This window comes from Phenylobacterium kunshanense, from assembly GCF_003254525.1.
GTDB lineage: Bacteria > Pseudomonadota > Alphaproteobacteria > Caulobacterales > Caulobacteraceae > Phenylobacterium > Phenylobacterium kunshanense.
Map to the genome: position 1 here is coordinate 134,558 of NZ_QFYS01000002.1, position 16,293 is coordinate 150,850.

Annotated in this window: 18 protein-coding genes; 4 read left to right on the top strand and 14 right to left on the bottom strand. The window is 68.7% G+C overall.

Going from position 1 to position 16,293, the window contains the following annotated elements; all coding sequences use genetic code 11:
- The gene (locus tag DJ019_RS04930; RefSeq protein ID WP_111274887.1) at positions 1-2,034 is read right to left on the bottom strand and encodes a caspase family protein; all 2,034 of its coding nucleotides are present in this window, start codon (positions 2,032-2,034) and stop codon (positions 1-3) included.
- 207 nt (positions 2,035-2,241) lie between these two features.
- On the opposite strand from DJ019_RS04930, the gene DJ019_RS04935 reads away from it, so the two are divergent.
- Positions 2,242-3,987, top strand: a complete 1,746-nt coding sequence (locus DJ019_RS04935; RefSeq protein WP_111274888.1) for an ATP-binding protein — start codon at positions 2,242-2,244, stop codon at positions 3,985-3,987.
- 28 nt (positions 3,988-4,015) lie between these two features.
- Here the strand turns inward: DJ019_RS04935 and DJ019_RS04940 are convergent, their stop codons facing one another.
- Together DJ019_RS04940 and DJ019_RS04945 are read right to left on the bottom strand one after the other, a co-directional pair.
- A complete protein-coding gene (locus tag DJ019_RS04940; RefSeq protein ID WP_111274889.1) occupies positions 4,016-4,597 on the bottom strand; it encodes a CC0125/CC1285 family lipoprotein in 582 nt (193 codons plus the stop codon).
- Between the two features lie 82 nt (positions 4,598-4,679).
- Positions 4,680-5,084, bottom strand: coding sequence for an MAPEG family protein (locus tag DJ019_RS04945; RefSeq protein ID WP_111274890.1), 405 nt, complete (start codon positions 5,082-5,084; stop codon positions 4,680-4,682).
- Positions 5,085-5,220: 136 nt separating this feature from the next.
- Here DJ019_RS04945 and DJ019_RS04950 point away from each other — a divergent pair, with 136 nt between their 5' ends.
- The gene (locus DJ019_RS04950; protein WP_111274891.1) at positions 5,221-5,427 is read left to right on the top strand and encodes a KTSC domain-containing protein; all 207 of its coding nucleotides are present in this window, start codon (positions 5,221-5,223) and stop codon (positions 5,425-5,427) included.
- On the opposite strand, the gene DJ019_RS04955 is transcribed toward DJ019_RS04950, so the two are convergent.
- From DJ019_RS04955 to DJ019_RS04965, 3 genes are all read right to left on the bottom strand, one after another.
- Positions 5,424-6,650, bottom strand: coding sequence for an argininosuccinate synthase (locus tag DJ019_RS04955; protein WP_111274892.1), 1,227 nt, complete (start codon positions 6,648-6,650; stop codon positions 5,424-5,426). The two genes, DJ019_RS04950 and DJ019_RS04955, sit on opposite strands and share 4 nt — an antisense overlap.
- A 67-nt stretch (positions 6,651-6,717) precedes the next feature.
- Positions 6,718-7,089, bottom strand: coding sequence for a hypothetical protein (locus DJ019_RS04960; RefSeq protein ID WP_111274893.1), 372 nt, complete (start codon positions 7,087-7,089; stop codon positions 6,718-6,720).
- 1 nt (position 7,090) lies between these two features.
- Entirely contained in the window at positions 7,091-9,013 is a 1,923-nt protein-coding gene (locus DJ019_RS04965; protein WP_111274894.1) for a potassium transporter Kup, read from the bottom strand.
- Between the two features lie 182 nt (positions 9,014-9,195).
- On the opposite strand from DJ019_RS04965, the gene DJ019_RS04970 reads away from it, so the two are divergent.
- On the top strand, positions 9,196-9,996 hold the full coding sequence (locus tag DJ019_RS04970) for an SDR family NAD(P)-dependent oxidoreductase (RefSeq protein WP_111274895.1): 801 nt from the start codon (positions 9,196-9,198) through the stop codon (positions 9,994-9,996).
- Here the strand turns inward: DJ019_RS04970 and DJ019_RS04975 are convergent.
- Positions 9,993-10,679 carry a MarC family protein gene (locus DJ019_RS04975; RefSeq protein WP_111274896.1) on the bottom strand — a complete coding sequence of 229 codons (687 nt, stop codon included), beginning with the start codon at positions 10,677-10,679 and terminating at the stop codon, positions 9,993-9,995. The genes DJ019_RS04970 and DJ019_RS04975 overlap by 4 nt on opposite strands.
- Positions 10,680-10,736: 57 nt before the next feature.
- Between DJ019_RS04975 and pyrF the strand changes: the two genes are divergently transcribed.
- Positions 10,737-11,459 (top strand): orotidine-5'-phosphate decarboxylase, encoded by a 723-nt coding sequence (gene pyrF / locus DJ019_RS04980; protein ID WP_111274897.1) that lies wholly within the window; start codon positions 10,737-10,739, stop codon positions 11,457-11,459.
- 30 nt (positions 11,460-11,489) lie between these two features.
- On the opposite strand, the gene DJ019_RS04985 is transcribed toward pyrF, so the two are convergent.
- The 7 genes from DJ019_RS04985 to DJ019_RS05015 are packed head-to-tail and all read right to left on the bottom strand — an operon-like array spanning position 11,490 to position 16,242.
- On the bottom strand, positions 11,490-11,816 hold the full coding sequence (locus DJ019_RS04985) for a phosphoribosyl-ATP diphosphatase (RefSeq protein ID WP_111274898.1): 327 nt from the start codon (positions 11,814-11,816) through the stop codon (positions 11,490-11,492).
- Complete coding sequence (gene hisF, locus DJ019_RS04990; protein ID WP_111274899.1) at positions 11,813-12,586, bottom strand: imidazole glycerol phosphate synthase subunit HisF; 774 nt, start codon at positions 12,584-12,586, stop codon at positions 11,813-11,815. Before hisF ends, DJ019_RS04985 begins: the two co-directional genes overlap by 4 nt.
- Positions 12,583-13,305, bottom strand: coding sequence for a 1-(5-phosphoribosyl)-5-[(5-phosphoribosylamino)methylideneamino]imidazole-4-carboxamide isomerase (hisA, locus tag DJ019_RS04995; RefSeq protein ID WP_240606376.1), 723 nt, complete (start codon positions 13,303-13,305; stop codon positions 12,583-12,585). Before hisA ends, hisF begins: the two co-directional genes overlap by 4 nt.
- Positions 13,302-13,937 carry an imidazole glycerol phosphate synthase subunit HisH gene (hisH, locus tag DJ019_RS05000; RefSeq protein ID WP_111274901.1) on the bottom strand — a complete coding sequence of 212 codons (636 nt, stop codon included), beginning with the start codon at positions 13,935-13,937 and terminating at the stop codon, positions 13,302-13,304. The genes hisA and hisH overlap by 4 nt, the downstream gene beginning before the upstream one ends.
- Before the next feature lie 11 nt (positions 13,938-13,948).
- Positions 13,949-14,539 (bottom strand): imidazoleglycerol-phosphate dehydratase HisB, encoded by a 591-nt coding sequence (gene hisB / locus DJ019_RS05005; RefSeq protein ID WP_111274902.1) that lies wholly within the window; start codon positions 14,537-14,539, stop codon positions 13,949-13,951.
- 5 nt (positions 14,540-14,544) lie between these two features.
- A complete protein-coding gene (locus DJ019_RS05010; protein ID WP_111274903.1) occupies positions 14,545-15,534 on the bottom strand; it encodes an adenosine kinase in 990 nt (329 codons plus the stop codon).
- Between the two features lie 57 nt (positions 15,535-15,591).
- Entirely contained in the window at positions 15,592-16,242 is a 651-nt protein-coding gene (locus DJ019_RS05015; RefSeq protein ID WP_111274904.1) for a hypothetical protein, read from the bottom strand.
- Positions 16,243-16,293: the final 51 nt, after the last annotated feature.

A 16,293-nucleotide genomic window follows, 5' to 3' on the forward strand; every position in this document is an offset into this window, starting at 1 on the left:
TCAGCTCACGCCAAGCCGGTCGAGCTCGCCCCTGGCGGCCTCATCTCCGGCCTGGGCGGCCTTGCGGTAGTAGTCGATCGCCTTCTTCCGGTCGGCGCGGACGCCCTGCCCGGTTTCGTACATGATCCCCAGGTTGCGCATCGCCGCAGCGCTGCCTCGGTCGGCGGCCGCCTGGAAGAGGCGGATCGCCTCGGCCGGATTGGCCCGCACCCCCGCGCCGCGCGCGGTCAGGCTGCCTAGCCCCAGATAGCCGCGCGCGTCACCCGCGTTTGCGGCCAAACGGTAGTATTCTGCGGCGCGCGCGTGGTCCTGGGGCAGACCAGCGCCATTCTCCAGCATCACGGCGAGGCTCGACATGCCCTCGCTGTTCCCGGCCTCCGCGGCCCGCTGGTACCAGGTGGCGGCCTGGACCTCGTCCTTGGCCACCACCTCGCCGTCCTCGTAGGCATAGCCCAGGCGGACCATGGCGTCGGCGTCGCCCGCGACGGCCGCGCGTTCGAAGAGGGTGAACGCCCGCCGGGTATCGCGCGGGACGCCCTCGCCCCGCTCGTAGAGATCGGCGAGTTGCAGGATCGACGGGCCATCCCCGGCATCGACGGCCTTCTGCAGCCAGCCCGCGGCGGCCCGCGGATCGGCCGGCGCGCCGCGACCGCGGAGATAGGCCTCGGCCAGCATACCCATACCGGTCGCCGAACCCTTGCTGGCCGCCTGCTCCAGCCAGCGGAAGCCCTCGGCCTCGTTCCGTCCGGTCCCGAAGCCGTTGAGCAGGCAGAGCGCCCAGTTGACCATGCCGCCCGAATGGCCGGCGTCGGCCGAGGCCTTGAACCACCGCGCGGCGGCGGCCACGTCCTTCGTCGCGCCCTTGCCGGTCAGGGACAGGACGCCGAGGTTATACATCGCCGCGCCGTTGCCCGCCTCAGCCGCGGTGGTCCAGTCGGCGGCGGCCCGGCGATAGTCGCCGCGGGCGAAGGCTTCCCGGGCGGAGGTGACCAGTTCCTGCCCCGGCTGGGCCGAGCGGGAAGCCATCTGGAACGAGCCCGCCGGCAGCTTCTCCAACGCGCGGATGCGGTTGGCGGCGAGGCGACGGAACGAGCCGGTGATCTCGCCGCGATCCTGGGCCTCCATGTATGCCTTGAAGTCGGCCGGATCGTCGGAATCCTTGATCGACGTCCAGAAGGCCTGGTCCTTCTCCCACTTGATCTTGGTGAGGTCGGCGGCGTTGGCCTGCGCCTGGCGGGCCGGGCCGTTGGGGTCGAAGCTCCAGTGCACGTTAGGCCAGATGCCCTGCAGGTCGGGCGTCTGCTGGCCCTCGGTCATCCGCTCGACCTCGGCCTGCACGTAGCTTGGCAGTTCGCCGACCGTGATGCCGGGACGGGTCAGGCCCTCGGTGAGGGCGATGGCGAAGGGGCTGTTGCCACCCGAACCGTCCTGGGCCACCTCACCCGGGCCGGCGGCCATCAGCGTCACGACCTGCACGCTGGTGGGGCCCGCCTCGCGCGCCAGGCCGCGGGTGTTGCCGCCGAGGCTCCGGGTGGCGGTGGGGTTGTTGCGGCAGGCGTCGAGGATGATCAGGCGGACCGCCTTGGCGCCGGTCATCGCCGCGCCCAGCCGGGCCGACTCGACCGCACTGCCGGTCAGGGCGGACTTGGTGGTGGCGATGGCGTCCTTCGGCAGGAGGTAGTTCACCCCCTCGATCATCGCCCCGTGGCCGGCGTAGTAGATCACGGCCGCTTCAGCGCCGGCGGCCGCCTGTTCGAACTCGCCAAGCCCCTCGATGAGCTGCGAACGGTTCGGGTCGGTGAGCACCTTCACTTCGAAGCCGAGCTTCTGGAGCGTCTTCTGGACGAGCTGGGCGTCCTTGGACGGATTGGCGAGGCTGGGGACCTTGTCGTACTTCGAGACGCCCACGATCAGGGCGACACGACTCGCAGCCCAGGCGCCGGGAACGGCGGCGGCGTTGATCATCACCGCGATGATGACCGCCTTCCACCGGCGTCCGTGCCGGAGATGATCACTGGGCCGCGCCTCGCGCATATGCCGTACCCTCAAACCCACAGCTGGACAGTTTACTCTAAGAGGCCGTGTCGCGGCCAGACGCCCCCCGATCGGGTGTCTGGCGTGAGGCTCCCGTCCGCATATTCGTGCCGCGACGACGGTTGGACGCGCCGGCGGACCCGGCGTTAACCCAGCGTTCGCCGGTCGGAGGCTATGCCGATTGCGAGTGAGCGCCGGGGGGGGCTCGTGTTCGGAAGTCTCTTCGACGAGCGGTTTGCAGGGGCGGCGGCGGGAATCTACGCCTACGCGCCCGTGCGCCTCGTCCTGTGCGTCGCCGTCACGATCTTCGTCGGCATGGGCGTGGGCTGGGCGGCGGCCCTGCCATGGTGCGCCGCGGCGCTTCTGGCCGAAGCCGCGCTGCTGATCGCCACCCGGCAGACCGCCCGCGCGCCGCAGGGACGGGCCATCTCGGGCCGGGCATGCGCCCTAGTCTACATGCTGGCCGTCCTCACCTGGAGCATGGCCGGCGTCCTGCTTTGGAGCGCGGACAGCGTTGCGTGCCAGGTGGCCGCCGCCGCCTTCTTCGCCAGCCACCTGATGTACATCCAGGCCCTGCACGCCCATTCCCCCGGAGCGGCGATCCCGACCCTGCCGGCGGTGCTGCTTCCGGCGGGCGTGCCCTTGGCCCTGCCCCATTTCCAGGGTTCGGACCAGGCGCTGGTCTGCCTGTCCATGCTGGTGGTGTCGCTGCATACGCTGGTCAGCATGTGGGTCAGCCTACGGAAGTCCCGCGCGCTCCAGGAGGCGCAGACCGCCATCGAGGCCGCCAGCGACGCCAAGAGCGCGTTCCTGGCCCGGATGAGCCACGAAATCCGCACCCCTCTGAACGGCGTGCTTGGCATGGCCCAGGCCCTGGCGGCCGAGACGGACCTGAAGCCGGAGCACCGGCGCCGGCTGTCGGTCATCCAGGAGTCCGGGGAGAGCCTCCTGGTGATCCTGAACGACATCCTCGACCTCTCGAAGGTTGAAGCCGGACGGCTGGAACTGGAGAAGATCCCGTTCGATCTCGGCGAGGTCGTACGCGCCGCCCAGGAGGCGTTCGGACCCCAGGCGGCCACGAAGGGCGTGAGCTTCCGCGTCGACCTCGACCCCAGGGCCGCGGGCGTCTACCTGGGCGACCCGACGCGGTTCCGTCAGATCCTCTACAACCTGCTCTCGAACGCCGTGAAGTTCACCGACCGCGGCGAGGTGGCGCTGGCCGTCTCGTGGCGCAATGAAGTGCTCGAGGTGGAGGTATCGGACAGTGGCGTCGGGATCGCGCCCGAGGACCTCGCGCGCCTGTTCAGCCGTTTCCAGCAGGTCGACACCTCGACGACGCGGCGGTACGGCGGGACCGGTCTGGGGCTCTCGATCTGCCGCGAGCTGGCCGAACTGATGGGCGGCGCGATCGAGGCCCACAGCGCGCCCGGAACAGGCGCTAGATTCACCCTTCTGTTGCCGCTGAGGCGCGTCGGCGACGCCGAGACCCAACTGCGTGAGGTGGAGACCCCGGCGGAGCGTTCCGCCGCCGCGCTTGCCGAGGGCGGACCGCCCCTTCGCGTGCTGGCCGCCGAAGACAACGCGGTGAACCAGCTCGTCCTCCGGACCCTGCTGGAACAGATCGGCATCGACCCCGTGATCGTCGGCGACGGCGCGGCGGCGGTCGAGGCCTGGCGCGCGACCCCCTGCGACCTGATCCTGATGGACGTCGAAATGCCGGTGCTCGACGGGGTCGCCGCCGCCCGCGCCATCCGAGACGCCGAGGCCGCCGAGGGCCGCCCCCGGACGCCGATCCTGGCCCTGACCGCCAATGCGATGCAGCACCAGGTAACGGCCTATCTGGCGGCCGGCCTGGACGGCCACGTCGCGAAGCCGATCGATGCTGCACAGCTCTACGAGGCCATCGCCTCGGCGGCCCAGTCGAGTCGCGGCGACGCCGCAGCGGTGGCCTGAGCCTCCGACGATCGGCGCTGCGCTGAGCCTACTTCGGCGCGGGATACTGGATCCGCGGACGCAGGTTCTCGATCACCGCCCGGGCGTCGAAGGCGCGCACGTCGCCCTCGGGCTTGCGACCCCGGCTCATGAAGATCTCTGCGGAGGCTTCGAAACGCTCCACTGTCCGGACATCCACCCGGTCGGCCCAGAAGGGGTCGCCCCAGAACGGATCCCAGGAACGCCAGCCGAAACCGCGGCCGTAGTAGCGCCACGACGGACGCCAGAAACCGTAGCTGCCGTACCAGGGCCGATAGAACGGATCGGGCTCCACATAGGTCCGGCTCTTCTTGTCCACGTCGCGCTCGACGACGGAGAACCAGTCGTACCCATTCTGCACCGTGAGCTCGGCGGCGCGGAACAGGAGGTAGGCCTCCACCGTCTCGCGGCTGGTCAGCGAGTTTCCGGCGAAGGTCACGCGGTACCGGTCAGCTTCCAGCCTCACCTCGGAATAGCCGCCCGAGGTGGCGCTGCCGCGCACGTTGGGCTGGTACGGCGTCGGCGTGGCGCAGGCCGCGAGGCCCGCCGAGAGGGCGACGGCCACGGCGACGGCTACAGAATTCCTGGACATGATCAGGTCTCGAACTCGGGCGTCCCCCGCGGTGGGGAACGTAAGGTCCACAACACTCCGCCGCAATTGTGGTTGCGATAGGTCAAGCTTGCGTGACGAACGCCACATAGATGATCCGGCCCAGGGATCCGAACAGCAGAACGGCCACCGCCAGCGCCTGGATCAGGAAGCCCAGCTCCCGCTTGGCGGGGTCCTTCACATAGCCGAGCTGGTAGAGCACCCGGCCGACGATCCAGACCACGCCGACGCCGGCGGCCACGAGGTCGTTCCAGTAGAGCGCGAAGAGCCACAGCGGCACGAGGAACAGCGGCAGCCATTCGAGGGTGTTGTGGTGGGCGCGGATGCTCCGCTCCAGGAGAGGGTCGCCCGTCATGGCCGGCGCGGCGATGCCCGTCTTCTGTCGGGCGCGACCGACCTGGAGCCCCATCCAGAAGTAGGTCAGAAGCGCCAGCAGGCTGACGATGGCGACGTAGGCATGGGACTGCATCCCGTCCTCCCCTCATTTTGATTGGCGGCGAAGCTTCGCCTTGTGGGAAGGAACTTGGCGCCATCCGGGCCCAAGGGGAACCAGCGCCGCGGGCCCGGGCGTTTCTAAGGTCATATCCACGGCAGGGAGCAGGCCGATGGACGTCGACTCAGCGGCTATCCAGGCGATCGACTACGACCAGGACCGGGCCAAGCTTTTCGTCCGCTTCGTCAGCGGAGAGCGATACGTCTACGTCGGCGTCCCCGGCGAGGTGCATCGCTCGTTCGTGGACGCCGACTCCAAGGGTCGGTTCTTCCAGGCCGAGATCCGGGACCGGTATCCCTACAACCGGCTGGAGCGTTAGCCCCGCCGGTCGCGCTTGGCCGCCACGCGGAGGCGAAGGGCGTTGAGCTTGATGAAGCCCGCCGCGTCGCGGTGATCGTAGGCGACCTTGCCTTCCTCGAACGTGACCAGCTCCTGGTCGTACAGCGAGTAGGGGCTGGTGCGGCCGATCACGGTGACGCTGCCCTTGTAGAGCTTCACCCGCACCTGGCCTGTGACGTTCTTCTGGCTGAGGTCGATGGCCGCCTGCAGCATCTCGCGCTCGGGGGCGAACCAGAAGCCGTTGTAGATGAGCGAGGCGTACTTCGGCATCAGCTCGTCCTTGAGGTGCATGGCGCCCCGGTCGAGGGTGATGCTCTCCATGCCGCGGTGGGCGTGCAGAAGGATCGTGCCGCCCGGGGTCTCGTAGACGCCGCGAGACTTCATGCCGACGTAGCGGTTCTCGACCAGGTCCAGGCGGCCGACGCCATTGTCGTGGCCGAGCTGGTTCAGCTTGGTCAGCAGGGCGGCCGGCGACAGCTTCTGGCCGTCGATGGCGACGGGGTCGCCGTTCTCGAAGTCCATCGTGAAGACGGTGGGCGTGTCGGGCGCGGCCTCAGGACTGATCGTGCGCATGTGCACGTACTCGGGGGCCTCGACACCCGGATCCTCCAGGACCTTTCCCTCGGACGAGGAATGCAGCAGGTTCGCGTCGACGCTGAAGGGCGCCTCGTTGCGCTTGTCCTTGGTGATCGGGATCTGGTGCTTCTCGGCGAAGTCCAGTAGCGCCTCGCGGCTCTTGAAGTCCCATTCGCGCCAGGGGGCGACGACGTGGATGTCGGGCTCGAGGGCGTAGTAGGCGATCTCGAAGCGGACCTGGTCGTTGCCCTTGCCAGTGGCGCCGTGGGCGACCGCGTCCGCGCCGATCCTGCGGGCGATCTCGATCTGCTTCTTGGCGATCAGCGGCCGCGCGATCGAGGTGCCCAGCAGGTACTGGCCCTCGTAGACCGTGTTGGCGCGGAACATCGGGAAGACGTAGTCGCGCACGAACTCCTCGCGCACGTCCTCGACGAAGGCGTACTCGGGTTTCACGCCCAGGGTGATGGCCTTGTGGCGCGCCGGCTCGACCTCTTCGCCCTGGCCCAGGTCGGCCGTGAAGGTCGCCACCTCGGCGCCCAGCTCGGTCTGCAGCCACTTGACGATGGTGGAGCTGTCGAGCCCGCCGGAATAGGCGAGGACGACCTTCTTGACGGACTTGTCGGCCATGGCGTGGAAGGGCTTTCGAAGAGGTGTGGAGAGGTCGCGCGCCTTTAAGGACAGGCGGGCCGCGGGTTCAAGGCTTAAGCACGCCTTCGGCGGCAAGCGTGCGCAAGACTCCTCGCAGCCACAGCATGTGAACGAGGATGAACAGCGGCGCCGTGGCCGCGCGCACCAGGAACAGGATCAGCAGCTCGTCAGGCGCGAACTGCGGGGCGCGGGCCAGGGCCGACAGGACCAGGCCGAACACGATCGCGAACCCCAATGCGAGGCCGAGCGCCGGCGCCTTGCGCGCCCGCCATCCCACCTTGCCGTTCAGCCCCCACTGCATGGGCAGCCGCGCGTCCGCCGGCAGGGCCCGCCAGACGCCACGCGTCGCCGACGCAATCATGGCCGTAGCGACGATCCAGAAGGCGTCGCCCAGGATGGATAGAACGCTGAGCGGCACGTCAGACGGTGACCTGGGCGCCCATCTCGACCACGCGGCCGGGTGGGATCTTGTAGAAGTCGGTGGGGTTGGCCGCGTTCCGCATCAGGAAGATGAACAGCTTGTCCTGCCAGAGCGGCATGCCCGACTGCGCCGACGGCACGACGGAGCGACGGCCCAGGAAGAAGCTGGTGGCCATGATGTCGAACTTCAGCCCCAGTTTGCGGCAAAGGCCCAGCGCCTTCGGCACATTGGGGCTCTCCATGAAGCCGTAGTTGATGATGACCTTCTTGAAGTCGTCGTTCAACGGTTCGATCCGCACGCGGTTCTCCTCGCTGACGCGGGGGGTTTCGGCGGTGGAGACCGAGAGGATGATGTTCTTCTCGTGCAGGACCTTGTTGTGCTTGAGGTTGTGCATCAGCGCGACCGGCGCCGTATCGGGGTCGGAGGTCAGGAAGATCGCCGTACCGGGCGCCCTATGCGGCGACCGCGCCTTCAGGATGTCGGCGAGTTCGGCCAGGGGAACGCTGTCGCGACGCGTCTTGTCGGCGAGGATCGCCGCGCCGCGGTTCCAGGTCCACATGATGAGGACGAGGCCCGCGCCCAGCACCAGCGGCATCCACGCGCCGTCGAAGAACTTCAGCAGGTTCGAGGTGATGAAGACGACGTCGACGAGGCCGAAGGCCAGCGACGCGCCCGCCGCCTGCCAGACCGGCCGCTTCCACATGTAGCGGACGATGTAGAAGAACAGCAGGGTGTCGACGAACATCGATCCGGTGACCGCGATCCCATAGGCCGAGGCCAGGTTCGACGAGGTGCGGAACATGAACAGCAGCACCAGGACGCCGATCAGCAGCATCGTGTTGACCTGCGGCACATAGATCTGGCCGGCCTGGGTCTCGGACGTGCGGCGGATGTCGATGCGCGGGAAGAGGCCCAGGGAGACCGCCTGCTGGGTCATGGAGAAAGCGCCCGTGATCACCGCCTGGCTGGCGATGATGGCCGCGGCCGTCGCCAGCAGCAGCACCGGCCAGTAGATCGCCTGGGGGACCATCTCAAAGAAGGGATTGGCCCGCGCTTCCGGGTGCGCCAGCACCATGGCGCCCTGGCCGAAGTAGTTCATCACCAGGCACGGCAGCACCAGGCCCAGCCAGGCATATCGGATCGGCTTTTTCCCGAAGTGCCCCATGTCGGCGTAGAGCGCCTCCGCCCCCGTCACCGCCAGGAAGACGGACCCGAGGATGATGAAGCCCAGGAAGCCGTTGTCGATCAGGAACGTGACGCCGTACCACGGCGACAGCGCCCGCAGGATCGAGATGTCGTCCGAGATGTGGAACAGGCCGAGGCCGCCCAGGGTCAGAAACCACACGGCGGTGATCGGGCCGAAGAACTTCGCCACGCTGGCCGTGCCGCGGGATTGGATGAGGAACAGCGCGATCAGGATGCCCGCCGAGATCGGCAGCACCAGGTCCTCCGCGCCGGCGGGGACACCCGGCGCATCGCGCAGGCCCTCCACCGCGCCCAGCACCGATACCGCGGGGGTGATGATCCCGTCGCCGTAGAACAGCGCCGCCCCGAGCACACCCAGGATGAAGATGATCCGGGAACGCCCCCCGGGACTGACCCGCTGGGCCAGCGCCATGAGCGCGAGCGTACCGCCCTCGCCCTTGTTGTCGGCCCGCATGAGGAAGACGACGTACTTGACCGTGACGATCAGGATCAGGGCCCAGGTGATCAGCGACACGACGCCGAGCACGGCCATCTCGCCGCCGCCGCCGCCGCGCGAGTGCCCGAGGGCCTCGCGCATGGCGTAGAGGGGACTGGTCCCGATGTCGCCGAAGACCACGCCGATGGATCCGATGGCGAGCGCCCAGAATCCCTCCTTGTGGCCAGAGTGCGACGAGTCTCCGTTCGCCTTGTCGGCGTCGACGGCCTGATCAGCCATCCCAAATCTCCGGGTGACCGGGAGGTCCCCAAGGCGGCCCTATGCCGTCGCGGCGGGCGCGAATACACCCAATCATCACGCGGTTCAATCGCACGACGCCCTTCGCGCGAATCCGCCGCAAGCGTAACCTTGAACCGTTCCGCACAGGCCGTAGTTTCTGCGGGTCGCATTCGGGGACCGGTATGGACCGCAAACTTGCGCTCGTGACAGGCGCCTCGGCCGGCATAGGCGCAGCCTTTGCCCGCATCCTGGCCAGCCACGGCTATGACCTGGCGCTGACCGCCCGCCGCGTCGAACGGCTGGACGCGATCGCCGAGGAAGTGCGGCTCCGGTACGGGGTCGAGACCCTGACGGTCGCGGCCGACCTGAGCGAGCCGGACGCGCCGGGAACCATCCTCGACCACCTGACCGCCCACGGCCGGACCGTGGACTGCCTGATCAACAACGCCGGCTATGGCCTGCCTGGCGCCTACGCGGAGACCCGCTGGAAAGAACAGGCGGCGTTCATCCAGGTGATGGTCACTTCGCCCTGCGAACTGGCGCACCGGGTGTTGGCGGGGATGCAGCAGCGCAAGTTCGGTCGCATCGTCAACGTGGCGTCACTGGCGGGTCTCGTCCCCGCGGCGGCCGGCCATACGCTCTATGCCGCGTCCAAGGCCTTCCTGATCAAGTTCTCGCAGAGCCTGCACCTGGAGAATGTGCCCGAGGGCGTGCACGTCACCGCTCTGTGCCCCGGTTTCACCTGGTCGGAATTCCACGACGTCAACGGCACCCGCGCCCTGGCGAGCTCATCGACCCCGGCGTGGCTGTGGATGGGCGCGGACGAGGTGGCTGCCGCCGGCTACGAGGCCATGGAGGCGAACCGCGCCGTCTGCGTGCCCGGGGCGCCCAACAAGGCGATCTCGGCCATCGCCAAGGCGATCCCCGACGAGTGGGCGCTGGCGCTGATGGCCTCGCAGGGCGGGCGTTTCCGAAAGGTCTAGTGGCCGTAGGGATTCGCGATCGACGGCCGGATGAAGCCGCTGGTGCTCTCGGCGAAGCCGGCCAGGATGAACTGCACCGCCAGGGCGCAGAGGATCAGGCCCAGCACCCGGACGACGATGCTGAGGCCGATGCGGCCCAGGATCCGCGACAGGATCGGCGTCGCCAGGAACGACAGCAGGGTCGCCACCGCCACCGCGCCGATCACGCCTACGCCGACGAAGGCCCCCTGAAGCCCGAACTGCCGCGCCTGGCTGGCATAGATCACGACGCTGGAGATCGCGCCCGGCCCGATCAGCAGGGGCATGGCGAACGGCACGATCATCCGCTCGAACCGCTTGCGGGCATAGGCGCGGCCCGTGCCGTTCGGCGCATCCGCCGCTTCGGCGAAGGTTGAGGTGAAGTCGTCGCGGGCCATCTCGAGGCCCAGCAGGAACAGGATCACGCCGCCGGCGATGCGGAAGGCCGGCAGCGAGATGCCGAAGAACTCCAGCAGCGACAGGCCCGAGAAGTAGAAGAAGGTCAGGAAGCCGAAAGCGAACAGCGCGATGTAGAGCGCGATCCAGGCGCGATCCTTCGACTTGGCCCCCGCCGTGGCCGCGGCGAACAGCGGCACATTCCCCACCGGGTCCAGGAGGGCGAACAGCGCGACGAAGAAGTTGACCGCGAACTCGGTCTGGCTCATGCAGCGCACTTAGCCCTATTCGAACCCTGCGGACCACCCCGCCCACGGAGCCAAGCCATGGCCGCCGCCGATCTTGCGCAACCCGCCGTCAAAGCCGACCCGCGGCTGATCATTCCGCTGGACCTGCCGACGGTCGACGAGGCTCGGGCCATGGTCGACGCGCTGGGCGACGCCGTGAGTTTCTACAAGGTGGGATTGGAGCTGTTCGCCGGCGGCGAGGGCATGACCCTGGCGCGCGAGCTGAAAGCCGCCGGAAAGCAGGTGTTCCTGGACTGGAAGCTGCACGATATCGGCACCACGGTGCAGCGGGCGGCCGCGGTTCTGGCCGGCTCGGGCTGCGATTTCCTCACCGTGCACGGCGAGCCGCAGGTGATGGCCGCGGCGGTGCGGGGCAAGGGCAAGTCGAACCTGAAGATCCTGGCCGTGACCGTCCTCACCAGCCTGACGGACGACGACCTGGTCGAGACCGGCTACCACGAGACCGCCCGCCAGCTTGTAGAGCGGCGGATCCACCAGGCCATCGCGACCGGCTGTGACGGCGTGATCGCCAGCCCCCACGAGGCCGAACTGGCTCGGGCGCTGGGTGGCAAGGACTTCCTGGTGGTGACCCCCGGCGTGCGGCCTGACTGGGCGGCCAAGAACGACCAGGCTCGCGCCGCGACCCCGCGCGACGCCCTGAAGGCCGGCGCCTCGCACATCGTCTGCGGCCGTCCGATCACGGCGGCGAACGATCCGCAGACGGCCGCCCGCCGCGTCGCCGCGGAGATGGCGGGGGCCTGAGAGCTCCGGAACCCGGGTTCGGCGCAGGGCTCAGCCGCCCTTTCGCGCAGCCTTCTCCGCCAGGCCAGAGACACCTTCACGGGCCTCCAGCTTCTCGGCGACCTCGTCGAGGCTCACCCCCGCGGCGGCGATCAGCACCAGCCAGTGGTACATGAGGTCGGCGCTCTCGGCGGTGAGGGCGTCCCGGTCGCCCTGGGCGGCGGCGATGACCGCCTCGACGGCTTCCTCACCCATCTTCTTGGCCGCCCGGTCGATGTCGGCCAGGAGCTGCGCCGTGTAGGACGTGGACGCATCGCCACCCTTGCGGCTCTCGATGGTGGCCGAAAGCCGGCCGATGACCTCGGTGAACCGGCTCATGCGGCGACAGGCTCCGTCAGGCGCACGGGGATGCCGGCGGCGGCCATGGCGGCCTTGGCCTCGCCGATCCCGACCTCGCCGAAGTGGAAGATGGAGGCGGCCAGCACCGCATCGGCGCCGGCGCGGACGCCCTCGACCAGGTGCTGCACGTTGCCCGCCCCGCCCGATGCGATCACCGGCACCGACACCGCCGAGCTGACCGCGCGCACGAGGTCGAGATCATAGCCGATCTTCGCGCCGTCGCGGTCCATGGACGTCAGCAGGATTTCGCCCGCACCCTTGGCGACCACTTCCACCGCGTAGTCGACGGCGTTGAGGCCGGTGGGATTGCGGCCGCCATGGGTGAACACTTCCCAGTGGTCGCCGGTCCGCTTGGCGTCGACCGAAACCACCACCGCCTGGCTGCCGAAGGCGTCGGCGCAGCGGGCGACCACGTCGCGGTCGTTCACCGCCGCGGTCATGATCGAGATCTTGTCGGCGCCCGCCAGCAGCAGCCTGCGGCCGTCCTCGACGCTGCGGATGCCCCCGCCCACGCTGAGCGGCATGAAGCAGACCTCGGCCGTGCGGGCGACCACGTCCAGGATCGTCCCGCGGTTCTCGTGGCTGGCGGTGATGTCGAGGAACATCAACTCGTCCGCGCCGGCCGCGTCATAGGCCTGCGCCTGTTCCACCGGATCGCCGGCGTCGCGCAGGTTCACGAACTGAACGCCCTTCACCACCCGGCCGTCCTTGACGTCCAGGCACGGAATGACCCGGACCTTCAAGCTCACGCGGCGATCTCCAGCGCCTGGGCCGGGTCGATGGCTCCATTGTAGAGCGCGCGACCGAGCACTGCGCCCGCCACCGGCACGCCCTTACGCGCCTTCAGCTTGGCGATGTCGTCGACGCTGGCGAGGCCGCCGGCGGCGATCACCGGGATCGACACGGCGTCGGCCATGGCCCCGAAGGCCTCGACGTTGAAGCCCATGACGGTGCCGTCGCGGTCGATGTCGGTGACGATCAGGGCCGCGACGCCGACATCCTCGAACCGCTTGGCGACGGTGATGGCGTCCAGGTCGGAGTCGGCGGTCCAGCCGTCGACGGCGACCTTGCCCTTGCGGACGTCGACGCTGACGGCGATCTGTTCGGGATACTTCCGCGCCGCCTCGATGACGATCTCGGGCTGCTTCACGGCGACCGTGCCCAGGATCACGCGGCTGACGCCCGCCTCGATCCAGCGCTCGATGTCGGCCAGGGTGCGAATCCCGCCGCCGAGCTGCACCGGGATCGAGACCGACGAGAGGATCGCCTCGACCGCCGAGGCGTTGATCGCCTTGCCCTGGACCGCGCCGTTCAGGTCGACCACGTGCACCCAGTGGAAGCCGGCGGCCGCGAAGGACTTCGCCTGCGCGCCCGGGTCGTTGTTGAACACCGTCGCGGTGGACAGGTCGCCATGCAGGACGCGCACGCACTGGCCGTCCTTCAGGTCGATCGCGGGGTAAAGGATCACGGTCGCCACTCCAGGAAGCCGGCGAGCAGACCGAGCCCGACGGATTGGGATTTCTCGGGGTGGAACTGCACCCCGACCATGTTGCCGCGCGCCACCGCCGCGGGGAAGCGTCCGCCATGGTCGACCCAGGCGGCCACATCGGCTTCATCCTCGGGGAACATGGCGAACGAGTGGGTGAAATAGACCGGCTGGCCGGCCTTGGGGCCGGCGAACATCGGCAGGTCCGAGACCACGTCCAGATTGTTCCAGCCCATGTGCGGCACCTTCAGCGCCGGATCGGCAGGCGCGATCTTGCGGACGTCTCCGGGAATCCAGCCGAGGCCGGCGGTGACGCCGAACTCGTGGCCGCGACTGGCCATGAGCTGCATGCCGACGCAGATGCCGAGGAACGGCGCGCCGCGCTGGCGGACCGCCGTCTCCATGGCCTCGATCACCCCGTCCCGGGCGCTGAGCGCGGCCATGCAGGCGGCGAAGGCGCCCACGCCCGGCAGCACCACCGCGTCTGCGGCGGCCACGAACTCGGGGTCATGGGTCACGACGATGTTCGCCCGGCCGTCGGCGGCGCGGACGAGAGCCTTTTCGGCCGAGCGGAGGTTGCCCGACCCATAGTCGATCAGGGCGACGCTCTTCATCAGGAAGCTTCCTAGAGCACGCCCTTGGTGGAGGGGGCGTGACCGTGGGTCTTGGGGTCGAGTTCGACGGCCTGGCGCAGGGCGCGAGCCAGGGCCTTGAAGCCGCTCTCGGCGATGTGGTGGCTGTTGGTCCCGCGCAGCAGGTCCAGGTGCACGCACGCGCCCGCGTTCATGGCGAAGGCGTGGTGGAATTCCTTGAACAGCTCGGTGTCCATGTCGCCGACCTTGGGCGTCCGGAACTCGACGTTCCAGATCAGGTAGGGCCGGTTCGACAGGTCCAGGGCGCACCGCGACAGTGTCTCGTCCATCGGGATGTAGGCGTGGCCGAAGCGGCGGACGCCCTTGAAGCCGTCCAGCGCCTGCTTGATCGCCTGGCCGAGGACGATGCCGGTGTCCTCGACCGTGTGGTGCATATCGATGTGCAGGTCGCCCTTGGCCTCGACCTCGATGTCGATGCCGCCGTGTCGCGCGAAGCTATCCAGCATGTGGTCGAAGAAGCCGATCCCCGTGGAGACCTTCGATGCACCCGTTCCGTCCAGGTCCACGGCGACGCGGATCTGGGTTTCCTTGGTGTTGCGGACGACTTCGGCCTTGCGGCTCATCGCGGTCAGTATCCCTTCGACTCGGCCAGTTCCTTCAGCGACACCGCCGGACGCGGGCCGTAGTGCGAGATCACCTCGGCCGCGGCCAGGCTGGCCAGCTTGCCGCACTGCTGCAGCGGCCGTCCCCGCGAGAGGCCGAACATGAACCCGGCCGCGTATTGGTCGCCCGCGCCCGTCGAGTCCACGACTTTTTCCACAGGCTCCACCGCGACGGTCAGCCGCTCGCCGTGGTCGATGATCACCGAGCCCTTCTCGCTCCGGGTCACGGCGGCGATCTTCACGTGGGGGCGAAGAGCGTTCAGCGCCGCGTCGAAGTCGTCGGTCTGGAACAGCGACTTCAGCTCGTCCTCGTTGGCGAACAAGAGGTCAACCTGGCCCTCGATGAAGCCCAGCAGGGCGGCGCGGTGGCGCTCCACCACGAAGCTGTCCGAGAGGGTCAGGGCGATCATCCGGCCCGAGCCGTGAGCCAGGGCGGCCGCCTTGGCGAAGGCCTTGCGGGCCGCCTCGGCGTCGAACAGGTAGCCTTCGAGGTAGACGATCTTAGCCGCCTCGACGATGTCCTTCTCGACGTCGTCGTCGGTGAACTCCACCGAGGCGCCGAGGTAGGTGCACATGGTGCGCTGGGCGTCGGGGGTGACGTTGATCATCGAGACCGCCGTCGCCGGCCCGCCGACCAGCGGCTTGTTCTCGAACCGGGCGCCGATGGCGCGCATGTCGTTGGCGAAGGTGCGGCCGAGCTGGTCGTCGGCGACCTTGCCCATGAAGGCGCCCTTGCCGCCGAAGCTGGCCAGGCCCGCGATGGTGTTGGCCGCCGAGCCGCCCGAGGCCTCCACCGCCTGGGCCATTTTCGAATAGAGCGCCGCGCTGGCGTCGGGGTCGACCAGCATCATGGCCCCCTTGGTCAACCCGTTATCCGAAAGGAAGGCGTCCGTGCAGGGCGCGATCACGTCGACGATGGCGTTGCCGATGGCGGCGACGTCGTAAAGCTCGGGCATCAGGGGGCTTTCCGGTGGCGTAGGCCGGGGCCGATTACAGGGAAAGCCGCGGCGGCGCTAGCGGGGCGCGGACGGCGGCTCCGCCTTCTTCATGCCGTAGGCCGTATCCATCTCCCAAGCCAAGGGCGGGGACTTGTCTAACAGCTTCCGGGGTCGAACCCAGATGAAGACCTTCACGGGCGCCCAGTTTCGGCTGTCCTTGGCCGCCCTACGGACGGCGCTTGCATCCTCTGCGCGGCAAGAGCTGGGCTCCTCTCCATTCATCGTCAGACCGGGCCCAGGCGTCTTCGTCGGTCTTCGCTCACCCTCAGGCGTGATCACCGGTGGTCCGCATTCGACCGGCCACAGCTCGAAAGCGTCGATCTTTCCTGACTTGTCGAGGTGCGTGGGCCGAAGGCCCGCGTAGGCATAGGACGAGCCCTCATCGGTCGTCATGCGAAGCTGGTAGATCATCGGATCGCCGCGTGCGAGCACGAGGCCTTCGATCCCTGGCCGTAAGATGCGAGCGCTTGCGCAGGTGGGCCAGTGCTGAACCGTTTCCCCAGCCCGAGGGATCGGGCAATCGGCCTGAACGCTAGCCCAGACGCCGGCCTTGAAGGCCCGCTCCGCGACCGCCTCCCGATCAAACATCGGCCGGTCCGTAATGACCAGGTTGCATCCCGCCAGCACTGTGGAAGCAACCAGCGCCAGCAACCCAAGCGACCGCATGCGGCGTCTCCGATCCGGAGCGTCACCTTATGCGGATCACGAAGCCGTGAA

What these genes read in the sequence shown, in the direction of transcription:
- DJ019_RS04940 (WP_111274889.1), bottom strand. Translation starts at nt 4,597, where the DNA reads ATGTCCAGGAATTCTGTAGCCGTCGCCGTGGCCGTCGCCCTCTCGGCG.
- DJ019_RS04950 (WP_111274891.1), top strand. Translation starts at nt 5,221, where the DNA reads ATGGACGTCGACTCAGCGGCTATCCAGGCGATCGACTACGACCAGGAC.
- DJ019_RS04975 (WP_111274896.1), bottom strand. Translation starts at nt 10,679, where the DNA reads ATGAGCCAGACCGAGTTCGCGGTCAACTTCTTCGTCGCGCTGTTCGCC.
- pyrF (WP_111274897.1), top strand. Translation starts at nt 10,737, where the DNA reads ATGGCCGCCGCCGATCTTGCGCAACCCGCCGTCAAAGCCGACCCGCGG.
- hisH (WP_111274901.1), bottom strand. Translation starts at nt 13,937, where the DNA reads ATGAAGAGCGTCGCCCTGATCGACTATGGGTCGGGCAACCTCCGCTCG.
- DJ019_RS05015 (WP_111274904.1), bottom strand. Translation starts at nt 16,242, where the DNA reads ATGCGGTCGCTTGGGTTGCTGGCGCTGGTTGCTTCCACAGTGCTGGCG.
- hisB (WP_111274902.1), bottom strand. Translation starts at nt 14,539, where the DNA reads ATGAGCCGCAAGGCCGAAGTCGTCCGCAACACCAAGGAAACCCAGATC.
- DJ019_RS04945 (WP_111274890.1), bottom strand. Translation starts at nt 5,084, where the DNA reads ATGCAGTCCCATGCCTACGTCGCCATCGTCAGCCTGCTGGCGCTTCTG.
- DJ019_RS04985 (WP_111274898.1), bottom strand. Translation starts at nt 11,816, where the DNA reads ATGAGCCGGTTCACCGAGGTCATCGGCCGGCTTTCGGCCACCATCGAG.
- DJ019_RS05010 (WP_111274903.1), bottom strand. Translation starts at nt 15,534, where the DNA reads ATGCCCGAGCTTTACGACGTCGCCGCCATCGGCAACGCCATCGTCGAC.
- DJ019_RS04965 (WP_111274894.1), bottom strand. Translation starts at nt 9,013, where the DNA reads ATGGCTGATCAGGCCGTCGACGCCGACAAGGCGAACGGAGACTCGTCG.
- DJ019_RS04930 (WP_111274887.1), bottom strand. Translation starts at nt 2,034, where the DNA reads ATGCGCGAGGCGCGGCCCAGTGATCATCTCCGGCACGGACGCCGGTGG.
- DJ019_RS04955 (WP_111274892.1), bottom strand. Translation starts at nt 6,650, where the DNA reads ATGGCCGACAAGTCCGTCAAGAAGGTCGTCCTCGCCTATTCCGGCGGG.
- DJ019_RS04970 (WP_111274895.1), top strand. Translation starts at nt 9,196, where the DNA reads ATGGACCGCAAACTTGCGCTCGTGACAGGCGCCTCGGCCGGCATAGGC.